Here is a 13,256-nt window from a genome sequence, read left to right as displayed (position 1 = left end):
CCACCCGCAGAATCGAGGGCCCCCGATGAGCCACCGGCCCGCCCGTCGCGCCCGTCGCGCCTCCGCCAGCCCGCTGTTCACCCCCCACGGCACCGACCGCGCCAGCCGCAAGGCCGCCCGCCGCCAGCTCGCCGAGGCCACCGCCAAAGCCCGCGCCGAAGCCAGCGCCCACCAGAGCGAAAGCACGCCCGCCGAGCACCAGATGCCCGCCCCGCTCTACCCACCGAACGGACGCCCGGGGCCCGCCTCCTCTCGCGGAAACCGGCTGAAGCTGCCCGCCCACCGCATGACCACAGCGGTCGCGGCCGGCGCCTATCCCTTCCTCGCCGAAGGCGGACTCGGCGCCGAGGGCATCTACATCGGCCGCGACGTCCACGCCGAAGCATCATTCGTCTTCGACCCGTTCGCTCTGTACGGCAAAGTCGAGGGATTCACCAACCCCAACCTTTTGCTCGCCGGCGTGATCGGCCAGGGCAAGAGCGCCCTCGCCAAGTCCTTCGCGCTGCGATCGGCCGCCTTCGGATACCGCGTCTACGTACCGTGCGACCCGAAGGGCGAGTGGACTCCGGTGGCAGAAGCCCTCGGCGGCCGGTCCGTCGCCCTCGGGCCCGGACTGCCGGGTCGCCTGAACCCCTTGGACGCGGCCCCGCGCCCGGAGAGCGTGTCCGAGGCCGACTGGGTCGGCGAGATCCGCAAACGACGCCTGCTCCTGCTCGGCTCCCTTGCCCGCACCGTCCTGGGTCGGGACCTGATGCCCATGGAGCACACCGCCCTGGACGTCGCCCTCGACGCCGTCGTCACCCGCGCCGCCGACACGCACCGCACCCCGCTCCTCGGCGACGTCGCCGCCACCCTCAACAACCCAAGCGCGCTCGACGAGGCCGCCGGGATGATGTCGGGCCAACTCGGCGACACAGCGCGAGACCTGGCCCACGCCATGCGGCGCCTGGTCCACGGCGACCTGGCCAGCATGTTCGACGCCCCCTCCACCGTCGCCTTCGATCCGAACGCGCCGATGCTCACCATCGACCTGTCCCGCCTCGGCGGCTCCGGGGACGACACCGCCCTCGTCCTGGCAATGACCTGCGCGAGCGCCTGGATGGAATCCGCCCTCTCCGATCCCAACGGCGGCCGGCGCTGGATCGTGTACGACGAGGCATGGCGCCTGATGCGGCACGTCGGCCTGCTCCAGCGGATGCAGGCCCAGTGGAAGCTCAGCCGCGGCCTCGGCATCGCCAACCTCATGGTGATCCACCGGCTGTCCGACCTGCTCACCGCCGGCGACGCCGGATCACAAGGCCGGGCCCTAGCCGAGGGACTCCTCGCCGACTGCAGCACCCGGATCATCTACCGCCAGGAGACCGACCAGCTCCACGCCGCGGCCTCCCTGCTCGGCCTGACCTCCGTCGAGATGGACGCCATCGCGCACCTCAACCGAGGGCGTGGCCTGTGGAAAGTCGCAGGTCGGAGCTTCATTGTTCAGCACCTCCTGCACAGCCACGAACTGGCGCTCTTCGACACCGACGCCCGTATGCACTGAGGACCAAGAGGCCCGTGAAGCCCCAATTCCAACGCGCCTTGATACCGAGCGACGAGGTGCTCCAGCTAATCGGCGCGCTCAACGCGATGAAGGACAAACTACTCAACGCTGCCCAGCAGTGAGAGCTGCTGGACGAGAACGGACACGTACCGGCCACGCCTTCCTACACCGCGCTGCTCCAGCACGCCACCGACGCACAGGACCTCTCCCGCGATGTCTTCCGGCTCACGACTGACTTCGCCCGGAGCCCACACCACACCACCCGCGCCGGCAGCACCGTTCTGAAGCATCTCGGCACGGCGGCGACCACGTCGAGCCACGCAGCCCCGCACTTCACCGAGCACCTCAGCGCGCGCCTTCCTGCGGCGCACCTCGGAATCCCTTCGTGACGCGGCCAAGGAACTCGACGACCACCTCGACTTCCAACGCTTCCTCGCGACGCTCACCCGTCAGGAAGGCACGCCGGCGCCTCCGCCACCCAGGCCGGGCGGTCGCCACCGCTGACCGCGCCTGCCCCGAAGCCTGATCCACCCACATCCCAAGGAATGCTCTGAACCGCCCCGCTCATTTCAGCGACGCCGACCGGGCCGAATACCAGCAGTGCCAGGCCGAGCACGACGACCTCATGGCGCAAGTCGCCGATCGTGAAGCCCAGCTGGAACACGACCTGATCGCCGCCGACGACGAGTACGAACTCGACTCCAGTCCGGTTCCGAAGCCAGAAGTCGACCTCGCTCGCCGAACGCCTCCGTCACACCGACCGGCGTCTCGCAGGAGAATCCGTGGCCGCTGACGAGGCGAACGCTACGGACGCCCGCGCGGCTCCGATCGCGCCACTTCCCGACCACCGCGACGTGAACATGCCGTGGTGGCAGGAGCTGTGGCGTCGCCACGCGCACATCACCACGCCGCTGCGAGCGCGCGGACTGCCATGCGACATCGAGTTCGGCCTCAGCGCCTACATCGTGCGAGTCTCGCTCCCCGACGACAGTTACCTGATCATCAGTCCGCCGCAGGAACCGTCCTCCGACCACCCGCCCGGAGACCCCGAGGGCTGGATCGCGACCCGCGAGCACCCCGACGACCAGACGCTATTCGAGGTCCTCTACGACTCCGCCCCCTCCGACAACCCCGGCGCTCACCGGCGGCCCGAAGCCCGCCACGGCGGCAGCGCCCAACCCCTGATCGAGGCGATAGACCTCCGCCTCGCCCAGCTCGGACTGCTACCGCACCCCGCTCTGCCCCACGAAAGCCCCCACGTGCACCCGGCCCAACCGACGCCCACGCCCCCGTCCCGGGACATCCCCGGCAAACCAGACCGCGACCCCGCCTACGTCTACGGCGACGCGCTGCGCGATCTGACCGACCGGCTCAACGCAGCCGAGTCGCACGCGGATGCCGCTGCCCTTTTGCATCAGATCCTGGAACCCACCGACGGCCTGCTGGCACAGCTCGGCGAGTTCTTCGAAGCAGCCGGCGAGAAAGCCAAGGAAGCCGAGGAGGACGACGGCTTCGACCTGTCCTACGACCTCGCCGACGCCGCTGCCGAGATCCGCAGCCTCGGAGAGGTCCTGCATGTGGCCGAGGACCGGATGCGGGCCCTCACCCCGCTCGCGCCCGCACCGCGGCTGCCCTCCACCCCGGCTCGTGCACCGTCCCTTCCACCGCGAGCCCTCCCATCAGCTCCGCCGCGGCACATGCGCTGACGCCGCACCGCCGCCTCCCTCCCCTTCCCGCCGCCTACGGGGACAGCGGTCGCGCACTTCGCGTCCACGGCGTGGTCCAGCAGCTCACGGCCAAGGGCATCGGTGTGAACCTCCGCCACTCGGCCCGCCGCCAGCGCGGCCCTTCCGCCGACATCGCCGAAGACAGCACCCACGACCAGTCGTGCTCGCTGATCCCCATCCGCCCAGCAGACCCTTGGAGCCCCCTATCCGCACCGCTCGCCGTACCCTGCCGCTGTTCGTCGGCGCCGCCTGCCTCGCCCTGGCCCTCACCGGCTGCGCCGGCGAAGACGGCCCCGCCCATGCCCGGCAGACGCCCCACGCCAGCACCGCCCCGAAGCCCGTGCCCGCTCTCAGCGCCGCCCAGGCCCGCGACGTCATCACCCGCTATTCGGAGATCAACAACGAGGCCAACACCGACCGCGACCGTCGCCTGATCGACACGGTCGAGGACGGCCCGCTGTACGCGATGTCCGTCTCGGACTACACCGAGACCGAAGGGCTCCCCGCGGCAGACCGCAAGCCGTACAAGCCGTGGTCCTACGACTCCGCGGACGCCAAGCTGTACATCCCGCGCCTGGGAGCCGGACAGAACCGCTGGTTCGCCGCCGCGCTCTCGGACCAGAAGGGCAAGGCCCCCTCGCGGTTGGCCGTGTTCGCCGAACGCCCCCAGCACAAGCGCTGGGAGATGGTCTCCGTCGTCGACCTCGACAGCCCGGACCTGCCGGACATCGCCCTCGACCACGACGGATACGCAACGGCCGTCACCGCCGACGGCAACAAGCACCTCGCTGCTGACGCCAAGCTGCTGCGCACCGCGATCCTCGACAACTTCGCCACCGGAGGCACGAACACGGGGACGAAGGTCTTCGCACCGACCAAGGCGAGCAAGCGGCAGATCGAAGTCCACGACAAGACCGGCACCCGCTTCGGGGCCCAGGGCACCACCGTCTTCACCGGCGCCGCCAACCGCTACAGGGACGCCTACGCCCTCAAGACCACCGACGGCGGCGCGCTGATCCTCTTCTCCCACACGCACACCCAGACCGACGCCGTGGCGCACTCCGGCCTGCAGATCAATCCCGGCAAGGACGACCGGGCCTGGCTCCACGACGTGCCCCGCACCTCCGTCCGCTACACGTTCGTGTGCAACGACGCCGCCACCGTCCCCGCGCGGGCCGAGCCCTCCCGCCTGATCGGCTACACCTGCGCGCGTACCGACGCCTCCGGCCCTCCGGTCCCGTCCTGGTCCGACCGCGCGTAGACGCACCCGCGCGCCACCGTGACGGCCGCCGAACCGCCCCCGCACCCCGCTCGCTCCGGAGAATCCCCTGTCCACACGCTCCTTCATCGCCCGCCCCACCCGCGGTACGGGATACACGGGCATCCACGTCCAGCTCGACGGCGTACCCAGCCACCACCTCCCCTTGCTCCTGGCCGCCTACCAGTACAAGTTCGGACGCAACATCGAGGCCATGTCCCGGCACCTCATCGACGACGTCGCCGTCGGCTGGGACGAACTCGGCACCGATCTCCTCGACGACGTCCCACCCGCACTCGTGACCGCGCTGACCGGCAGCGAGCACTGGCCCAGCCGAACCCTCGACCACCTGATCACCCCGGACGGCTCACCCCCGGAACGCATGTCGGTCACCGACACGACCGCCGACGAGCAGGACATGCAGTGGGGGTACGTCCTGCACAAGGAGGGCGTCGAGGTGATCAGCCTCCTGCACGAGGACATCGGCCCAATCGTGAGCTGGTCCACCGACCCGCGCACCGCCTTCAACGACCACCCGGCGGCCTGGTCCTCCCTCGACTCCCCGTCAGCCATGCGGGCATCGCGCGGCAGGCAGCCCCAGAGCGCTCCTGCCGCAGCCCCGGCGAAGGCCGGCGCCCCGCGCCCCGCCGTCCGACGCTAGGTCCCTCTCGTCTTCCCGGAGCCTTCTCTGCCCCCGTACACCACGCCCCTGATCACCGTCGTCATCGCAAGCCGCCTGCGCGAAGACCGGCTGGACTACTTGGCCGCCATGCACGCCAGCCTCACCCGGCAGTCCGTGCCGTGGGAGGCCGTGATCGCGCTCGACGGTGCTTCGCCCGACCGTCTGCCGGCCCCGCTCGCGCGGGACCCGCGCGTTCGCACGCTGGCGCTGCCCCGTCCGGTCGGCGCCGCCTGCGCCAGGAACCTGGCCCTCGCTCACGTATGCACCCCGTACACCAACTGGGCCGACGACGATGACCTGTTCCCCGACGATGCGATGGCCGTACGGCTGAACGCCCTGGAGTCGACGAGAGTCGGCTGGTGCGCCGGCTGGAGCGAGGACCAGCACCCCGACGGCTCGACCACCCTGTGGCGCTGCCCCACGCCGCCCGGCCGGCATGAGGCCGGTGACGTGTGGACGTACTGGAAGTCGCCTGCGGACACCATCCCCATCGGGCCGACCACGATCCTCGCCCGCACCGACCTCGTGCGCGCCGCTCCGATGGGCGGCCTCGTCCAGGGCGAGGACTACTGCGCGGCCCTCGGCGTCACCGCTCTCGCCCCCGGGATCCTGCTGCCAGTACCCGTGTACAGGTACCGCAAGTGGGACGGGCAGATGACGGCCCAGGTCGGATACGACCGGCTGGAGGCGGCTGCCCGGGAGCACGCCTGGGCGTACGGCCGCAGCCTGCGCGCCGTCCTGCGCGGTGGCGAAAACCTGGTCCGTGGCTGAGGCGCAGATCGTCCTGTCGCACAGCCGGGAGTCCGGGATCGTCGCGATCGCCTCGGGCGAGCAGAACTGGTGGGCGCACACCGCCCTTCCGTGCCAGAGCAGGAGCGCCGAGCACGCGCGTGGCCGGCCATCGAGACGTGGCTCACCGGCGGCGAAACGTCCTTTCGTCAGGCCCGCATCAGCGCGCCCCATCGTCGCCCGGCCCTGCCCGTCACCGCGCCAGCCCGCCCCCTCACCGCGGCCCGGCCCGCGCACCGCGGCCCCTGACCCTTCCGCCCCACGCCCCGAGGAGAGCCCCGCCCCCTTGCGACCCGGCACCCACTTCGCCTTCGGCGACCACGAGGAACACGGCTTCGTGGCCTCCTTCACCGCCGCCCTGCCCGCGCACCTCGCCCACTGGTACCTGGAGCGCGAGCAGTTCGAGCCCGTTCCCGGAGAACCCGGCCTTTACCGGCTCAGCGAACCCGAGCGCGACGGAGTCCGCCGCACCCGCCAAGCCGTCCACGACCTGCGCCGCCACGGCTACACCGTGCAGGCCGACATCCGCCTCGAGCCGTCCCTCTCGGCCAGCCCGCCGCGCCCCGTCCGGCCCAACGGACTCCAGGAGCGCCGCAGCCGGCTTGCCCAGGCCGCCGCCGGCCGGACGACGCAGCGCTCCGCACCGCCCACCACCTCCCCTCCGTCGGCCCGGCCGATCCCGCCGAAGCCCACGTACGCTCCGACCGTCCATTTGACGGCCGCGACCGGCGGGCGGCCCCGATGACACTTGCGAGCAGCCCGGCCCCCGACGGCCCCTTGCCGACAGCTCCCGAACTGGCCAACGGGGCACGCGACTTCCGCTTGCGGATGGCGGTCATCGACAGCGAGACCGAGGCCGCGCTCGACATGACACGCGACCGCTACGGCCGTACCGTCCACGCGGGCGCCGCCGCAGCCGCACGAGCCCACCGTGACAAGGCGGCGGTGGAGGCGTACGCCACCCACCTCGCCCCGCACGCCGAGGCTCTCCTCGATGCCGCCCGCCTCGTGCTCGACGAGCTGCTACCCGTCCGGCACCTGGCCGGGTGGCGAGCCGTCCTGGACGGCCTGGCTGCCTCCGCCGCCGAGATCCGCCGGGCCCTCGACCGGCCGGCCGCCCCTGGCTCCCAGGCCGAACGCACTCAGCACGCGGCCTTGTGGCCGCACCTCACCGCCTGGGCGGACCACAGCTCTATCGCCAGCAACCTCGCCGACCAGCACCACGAGGCTCCCCTGACCGACGAGGAGCAGCAGATGTGGGCCGAGAGGGCCCAGGCCGCGCAGCGGCGCGGCGAGCTGGAGCTGACCGAGTCGTGGTATGCCGCCGACGGGCAGCCGATCACCCTCGCTTACCTGGTCGAGGACAACGACTCGACGGTGGTCGCGCTGCGCGGCGATCCGGGGGTACCGGGCTGGCAGGTGATCGGGCACTACGCCCACGAGTACGAGGCGGGCAAGGCCCTGCCCGCTCCGGTCCCGCCCGGCATCCTGCGCGCAGACGTCTCCCGGTTCAACCGCCCGGCACCGGCCCCGGAGGTGTCCCTGCAGGAACTCATCCGCGACACCGTCGAAGGCCACACCGCCGGTGACGCATCGAACGCTCTCCTCGGAGCCGTCCAGCGCGGCTACGCCGCCGGTCCGATGGTCCGCCTGCAGGAACTCCTGGAGACGAGCAGCCAGTTCGCCAGCGCCCTGGAGACCGTGCAGGGCCGCCAGATCGCCGCCCGCCTCTCAGCGTTGGGCCGGCAGATCGAGTTCCTCACCCGTGAAGTCGAAGAGGCGGCCGAAGACCTCGGCGCGACCGTCGCCGTCCTGCCCCCGCACCGCACCCCCGTAGGTACGCGCCCGCCCGCGCCCGGCCGTGGACACCACCCCGCCCACGCCGCCACCCCGCGCCAGCACGACCGCCCGCCACCGCTAGACCCCGAGAAAGCACCCATTGTCCCCGACCGCACCCCCTGCCCCGGCACCGCGCATCACCTACGGCGCGGTGCTGGGCAGCCCGTACGTCGCCCGCCTCCTCGGCGGCACCCTCACCGGCCGACTCCCCAACGGCATGGCGCCCGTCGCCATCCTCCTGTGGGCCACCACGAGCGGCAGCAGCATCGCGTTCGGCGGACTGCTCAGCGCCCTGTACGGGCTGTCCTCCTCGGTGGTGCAGCCCGTCAAGGGACGCCTCATGGACCGCCACGGCCAGACGGCGGTGCATCTTCCAGCCGCCGTGCTCAACTCGGCTCTCCTGGTGACCCTCCCGCTGACGGGACCGTACGGCGGACCGGGCCTCGCCACGGCCCTCGTCGTCGCCGCCGGCCTGACCACCCCGTCCCTGGAGGCCGGGCTGCGGGCCCTGTGGCCCAGCGTGCTGCTCGACGCCCGCCTTCGGCACGCCGCGCTCGCCCTCGACACCGGCACGCAGGGCCTCCTGTACATCGTCGGCCCCCTGCTCGTCGCCGCCCTCGCCTCCGCGTACAACCCGAGCGTCGCGCTCACCGTCACCGCCGTCCTCGGCCTGGCCGGCACCACCGTGGTCGTCCTCGCTCCGCCATCGCGGCGCTGGCGATCGACGCCGTCAGTCGGCACCCTGCACGGTGACGTTGGACAGCTGACCAGCCCCGGCCTGCTGCTCCTGTTCGTCTCGCTGACCGGCATCGGGTTCGCGATCGGGGCCATGAATGTGTGGTCGATCGCCATAGCCGAGCACCACGAACAGGACATGCTCTCGGGCATCATCCCCGCCGCGTTCTCCACCGGCAGCTTCCTGGGCGGCCTCGTCTACGGGCGCCGCACCTGGAGTCGGACCACCGCCGACCGGTTGATCATCGCCAGCGCCGCGTTCCTCGCCGGATGGCTCCCGCTCGCAACCCAGCCCGCGCCGTTCGCGGCCACCGCCGCGGTCGCCGTGCCTGGTGCGTTGCTGACCGTCGTGGTCGCCTGCGCCTACGTGACCACCGATGCCCTCGCCCCTGCGGGCCGGACCAGCGAGGCGTACGCATGGCTGATCCTCTCGATCGGCGTCGGACAGTCCGCCGGTACCGCCCTGGCCGGACGCCTCGCCGAGCAGACGCTGGCCAGCGCGGCGCTCCCCGCCGCCGGCGCGGCCTTCGCCCTCGCCGTCCTTCTCGCCGCGCGCCGACAGCTCCACCCCGCCGAGCATCGGCCGCGCGGCCGACACCTCCGCCCACTCCGAGGCCGGCACAAGACGTCCTGATCAGGGCGCGACCCTACCTTGCAACCCCTTTGAGGAGATCGAATCATGGCCGTGCGTACGCACTGGACCGTGGAGCACGCCTGCTCCCACAGCGTGGATCATGACCTTTCCAATCGCCCTGCCGACAAGCGGGCGGGCTTTGCCCGTTGGCTCGCGTCGAAGGACTGCACCGACTGCTGGAAGGCGGCGCGCGACGCCGACTACGAGTCCAAGGAGGAGTGGCTCGCGACCAAGCGTGCCGAGGAGCAGGAGGCAGCCGTCGCGTGGGCCAAGCAGTTCGACATGCCGCAGCTGGAGGGTCCGGAGAAGGCCCTGGCCTGGGGCGAGCGCTCCCGCCACCAGCTGATGACGGCCGCGCACACCGCGCTTGTCATCGAGGGCACGTGGGACGAGGCGGACTGGGCGGAGCTGGAAGAGAAGGCCCGCTCCATCACCCGTGCCGGATGGTGGATCGACCAGCGCGACGCCGAAGGCACTGACCTGCTCGAACTCCTCGACGCGGCCAGTGAGGCGGACCGCGGGACGGAGAACCCGTTCCGCTGAGGGCGGGGCAACATAGCCGGGAAACGCCGGTTAGCCAAACCGGCGTTCCTCCGGACTATTGATGCTCCCACCCCGCCAGCAATCGCGCGGAAGGAACTCATGTCCCAACCCCCGCCCACCTCAGCGTTCGCACCCACGCCCGACCCGCTCACCCCCGACCGGGACATCACCCACGCCCACTTCCAGGCCGGTGACACCGTCGTCGTCCTGAAGGGAGTGGCCGGCGGAGAACTGTGGGGCAACGCGATGCGCGTCGTGGCCCCTTCCTGGCACACCCCGACCGACGAGGACGGGTGGCGGCTGCGGGATGCGACCGGCGGCGCCCAGTCCTACGTCACCGCCCACCCCCGCTACCTCGTGCACCTCTCACGCCGCTGCCCTGACTGCCTGATCTACCTGCGGGCCATGGAGGACACCCTCCTCGCACGGTTCGCCGACCGCGACGATCTGATCGACTGCGGCTGGTACACCACCACCGCCCTGGGCCAACTCGTGCACATCGCCGACATCCGGAGCGGCCGTTGATCCCCCGCCTGCACGAGCGGACCCACCGGCCCCACGACCCGCTGGAAGAGGCACTGGGGCGGCCGGTCTCACCGAACGAGGGCCTGACGGAACACACGATCGTCGCCCACTGGCCCGGCCTGGATTACTTCACCCTGGACGACGAGCAGAAGACCTGGACGTCCGTCCAGTGGGCCGAGCACCTCGAAGACCCCTACCTGGAGCACCCGTTCGCCGCCAGCCCCGACGACGACCGGCGGGCGATCCTCCACCTCGACATCCGCCTTCACCCCGACGACCGGGAACTGACCGGACCGGAGTGGGCCGAGGTCGCTCAACGGCTCGCACGAGCCGTCGGCATCGAGATCCCCGGCAAGGAACATGGCTGCCGGTGGATCGCCGTCCAAGCCCAGCCAGGGCGCCTCGACCTGATCGCCAACCTGATCCATCTCGACGGCGCGTGGCACGCTCCTCCCGCAGACAAACTGCGGCGCCTGGCACAGGAGGCGCGTCGCATCGAACAGGACCTCCACCTGATCCCTGTCCGATCCGACCCCCCTTCACGGCCTGCCGTCCGCGCGGCGCTCACGGCGTCGGCCCAGCTCGCGACCATCCTCACGCAGCTCGCCGACGAACAGGCCGGCCCTCTGGCAGCGGTACGCGGACTCGTCGAGCACGCCTCGCACCGGATCGCCCGCCAGCCGGGAGCAGCCGGCACCGATACGGCACACCGCCTGGAGCTGATCGCCCGCCGCCTCCACGCCATCCAGCAGGACCTGGACACCACCGCAACCCGCCTGGTCCAGCCCCGTGCCGTCCCGGCCCCGGACGCCGTCCGGCACAACGCCCACCGATCACCGTAGGAGAAACGTCTCCTTGCCCCGCACCGAACGCTTCCTGGACATCCGCCGCGACCCGCACTCCGACGAACTCCTTGCCCGCGGCGGCGACTCCGAGGCACACAGCATCCTCCAGCGCGCGGGCTTCGTCGCCGTCGTCCGCGTCCATGAGACGTACCACCGCGCCCCGACCGGCCTAGCGGAGGACGACGAGTCCCGTCTGGCCACCGACGCCGTGGCCCGCCTGCGGGCAGCCGGATACCACGTCGACTGCGACGCGGACTTCGACGCCGACTCGCGTCCGGCCAGCTACCTGCCGCTGGGATCCTCCATTGCCCACGTCACCGAGCGCCTTCGCGAGGCCGCCACTACGGACGAGGCGGCCGATGCGCTGACCGATCTGACCGCCGCCCACGACGGCGTCCTCGCCGCGCTGGAGGAAGTCCTCACCGCCACCGCCGACTTCCACGACGGGCTCGGCCAGGCGGCCGACCCCTACATCGCGCGGCGGCTGCGCTACCTCGCGGACGAGCACCTTCGCGTCATCCGTACCGACCTCTCCGAGACCCGCAACCAGCTCGCCGACCGGCATGCCCCGCACCCCGGCCGCAGCATCTGCACCGGGGAAGTCCCGTCAACCGAGCAAGAGCGCTCTGCCGTGTGCGCCTGCCCGCCACCGCCGCGCACCCTCCCTGTCCCGCCGCCCCCGATGGCCGCCGGACTGCGCCGCTGACTCCCACCTCGCCGAAGGACACCATGCACGACCCCGACACCTCCGAGCGCCTCGCCTCGTACGCCGACGTTCTCGCCGGCGAACTCCCCGACAGTTGGACCAGCTCCCACCTGCCGGCCGACGCCAAGGACGACCTCGCCGAACTCGCCGACCGCATCTGGGACCTGGACCTGGTCGCCGCCTCTCTCGCCGAGCACCCCCTGCAGCAGGCCGCCGTCCTGAGCCGACAGGACGGTGCGCAGCTCGTCCTTCTGGACCGGCACGACGAGCGCGACGGCTTCCTCATCGCCGCCGTCGCCCCGCACGCCCTGCCCGACGAAGCGTTCCGCGGCGTTCCCGAGCCCAACGGCATCGCCCTGGCCGATGACCCGTTCCTGAGCGCCGAGCAGGTCACCGGCGACCTGCTCGCCCGATACGACAGCGCCCTCACCCAGGTCCGTCACAACTCCCTGGGCGGCGGCATCCAGCCCTCCCAGCCGGACCGGGTCGTCCTGACCTGGCAGCCGGACGGCAGCATCGCCACCGCCCCCGCCGACGACCGCGCCACCGCTGTCCTCATGGCCCACGGCTTCGTCCAGGACCCGCAGAGTGGCATCTACCGCCTGAGTGGTGACGACACCCAGGCCCAGGCCCGCGCCCTGCGCGAGATCGGCCCGCGCCTCGACGCGCTCGGCATCGGCACCGCTCTGCAGCATCCCGCAGGCCGGACCGCGCCCACCGCCGCCGCTTCCGTGCCGCCCGTCCCGGCCGGTCCCCGTACGCCGGCCACCCGGTCTCGGTGAAGCAGACGGAGCCCGACCTCTGGGTGCTGGAGTACGTCACCATCACCAAGGACCCCCGAACCGACCTGGTCGTGGCCATCGGCGGTACCGAAAAGGCCGCGGACATCCTCCAGCGAACCGGCGGCTTCCTCTCCGCTCCCGGACCGCGCGGGGACTATCACCGGCTTCCACACGGCCTGCCCGTCGAGCAGCAGCGCCGGAAGGCGACCGCAGCCTCGCACGCCCTGCTCGCCGCCGGTCACAGCGTCCACCTCGACCCCACGCTGAACATGCTGGTCGCACCGGACGGTGAACGTGAGGCCGCCCTGCGCTACCTGGCGGGCCTCGCTGAGCGAGCCGCAGCCGCCACAACCAGCAGCGAGGTGGCCGAGGTCCTGACCGAGATCGCTGCCCCCGTCCACGGGCTGCTGCCCCTCGCCAGAGAGGTCGTCGTCCGCGCCTGGATCGCCGCCAGCGACTTCCAAGGGGCCGCGCCCGCCGGGGAACCCGATCCCATCGCACGGCTCGGGAGCACCGCCACCTCCATGAGCGAGGCAGCACGCGTCATCCTCCACGCCCGCAACCACGCCGCGCGCCCCGCGCCGCGGCCGGCCACTACCTCACCACCGCCGAGCCGCGCCCAGCCCGCGGAATCCCGCCGCCGCTGACCCC

At 71.9% G+C, this 13,256-nt stretch carries 14 protein-coding genes and 1 pseudogene; 14 read left to right on the top strand and 1 reads right to left on the bottom strand.

The annotated features are described in order from the left end of the window. Positions 1 to 25: 25 nt before the first annotated feature. The gene (locus ABZ386_RS39325) at positions 26 to 1,540 is read left to right on the top strand and encodes an ATP-binding protein (RefSeq protein ID WP_355720461.1); all 1,515 of its coding nucleotides are present in this window, start codon (positions 26 to 28) and stop codon (positions 1,538 to 1,540) included. Between the two features lie 442 nt (positions 1,541 to 1,982). Here ABZ386_RS39325 and ABZ386_RS39320 read toward each other — a convergent pair whose 3' ends face one another. After that, the gene (locus ABZ386_RS39320; protein ID WP_355720464.1) at positions 1,983 to 2,204 is read right to left on the bottom strand and encodes a hypothetical protein; all 222 of its coding nucleotides are present in this window, start codon (positions 2,202 to 2,204) and stop codon (positions 1,983 to 1,985) included. A 118-nt stretch (positions 2,205 to 2,322) separates the two neighbouring features. On the opposite strand from ABZ386_RS39320, the gene ABZ386_RS39315 reads away from it, so the two are divergent. The 13 genes and pseudogenes from ABZ386_RS39315 to ABZ386_RS39255 all read left to right on the top strand — a co-directional run bounded on the left by ABZ386_RS39315 (position 2,323) and on the right by ABZ386_RS39255 (position 13,252). Then, positions 2,323 to 3,246 (top strand): hypothetical protein, encoded by a 924-nt coding sequence (locus ABZ386_RS39315; protein ID WP_355720467.1) that lies wholly within the window; start codon positions 2,323 to 2,325, stop codon positions 3,244 to 3,246. 214 nt (positions 3,247 to 3,460) lie between these two features. Next, positions 3,461 to 4,528, top strand: a complete 1,068-nt coding sequence (locus ABZ386_RS39310; RefSeq protein ID WP_355720470.1) for a hypothetical protein — start codon at positions 3,461 to 3,463, stop codon at positions 4,526 to 4,528. A gap of 163 nt (positions 4,529 to 4,691) precedes the next feature. Then, positions 4,692 to 5,186 carry a hypothetical protein gene (locus tag ABZ386_RS39305; protein ID WP_355720473.1) on the top strand — a complete coding sequence of 165 codons (495 nt, stop codon included), beginning with the start codon at positions 4,692 to 4,694 and terminating at the stop codon, positions 5,184 to 5,186. Between the two features lie 48 nt (positions 5,187 to 5,234). After that, complete coding sequence (locus tag ABZ386_RS39300) at positions 5,235 to 5,978, top strand: glycosyltransferase (RefSeq protein ID WP_355720479.1); 744 nt, start codon at positions 5,235 to 5,237, stop codon at positions 5,976 to 5,978. Between the two features lie 304 nt (positions 5,979 to 6,282). Further along, positions 6,283 to 6,741: a hypothetical protein gene (locus ABZ386_RS39295; protein WP_356505912.1), complete on the top strand. Its 459-nt coding sequence runs from the start codon at positions 6,283 to 6,285 to the stop codon at positions 6,739 to 6,741. Further along, positions 6,738 to 7,917, top strand: a pseudogene (locus ABZ386_RS39290) (hypothetical protein). Before ABZ386_RS39295 ends, ABZ386_RS39290 begins: the two are co-directional and overlap by 4 nt. Positions 7,918 to 7,935: 18 nt before the next feature. Then, positions 7,936 to 9,204 (top strand): MFS transporter, encoded by a 1,269-nt coding sequence (locus ABZ386_RS39285; RefSeq protein ID WP_355725163.1) that lies wholly within the window; start codon positions 7,936 to 7,938, stop codon positions 9,202 to 9,204. 45 nt (positions 9,205 to 9,249) lie between these two features. Beyond that, complete coding sequence (locus ABZ386_RS39280) at positions 9,250 to 9,747, top strand: hypothetical protein (RefSeq protein ID WP_355725160.1); 498 nt, start codon at positions 9,250 to 9,252, stop codon at positions 9,745 to 9,747. A 99-nt stretch (positions 9,748 to 9,846) separates the two neighbouring features. Next, positions 9,847 to 10,272 carry a hypothetical protein gene (locus tag ABZ386_RS39275; protein WP_355725157.1) on the top strand — a complete coding sequence of 142 codons (426 nt, stop codon included), beginning with the start codon at positions 9,847 to 9,849 and terminating at the stop codon, positions 10,270 to 10,272. Then, the gene (locus tag ABZ386_RS39270; RefSeq protein ID WP_355725154.1) at positions 10,269 to 11,114 is read left to right on the top strand and encodes a relaxase/mobilization nuclease; all 846 of its coding nucleotides are present in this window, start codon (positions 10,269 to 10,271) and stop codon (positions 11,112 to 11,114) included. The genes ABZ386_RS39275 and ABZ386_RS39270 overlap by 4 nt, the downstream gene beginning before the upstream one ends. Before the next feature lie 13 nt (positions 11,115 to 11,127). Continuing rightward, positions 11,128 to 11,823 (top strand): hypothetical protein, encoded by a 696-nt coding sequence (locus tag ABZ386_RS39265; protein ID WP_355725151.1) that lies wholly within the window; start codon positions 11,128 to 11,130, stop codon positions 11,821 to 11,823. Positions 11,824 to 11,846: 23 nt separating this feature from the next. Next, entirely contained in the window at positions 11,847 to 12,605 is a 759-nt protein-coding gene (locus ABZ386_RS39260; protein WP_355725148.1) for a hypothetical protein, read from the top strand. After that, on the top strand, positions 12,602 to 13,252 hold the full coding sequence (locus ABZ386_RS39255; protein ID WP_356505915.1) for a hypothetical protein: 651 nt from the start codon (positions 12,602 to 12,604) through the stop codon (positions 13,250 to 13,252). Before ABZ386_RS39260 ends, ABZ386_RS39255 begins: the two co-directional genes overlap by 4 nt. Positions 13,253 to 13,256 lie beyond the last annotated feature (4 nt).

Origin of the sequence: Streptomyces sp. NPDC006140, from assembly GCF_040628815.1 — a bacterium.
Classification (GTDB): domain Bacteria; phylum Actinomycetota; class Actinomycetes; order Streptomycetales; family Streptomycetaceae; genus Streptomyces.
This window is presented reverse-complemented; position numbering and strand designations above follow the sequence as displayed.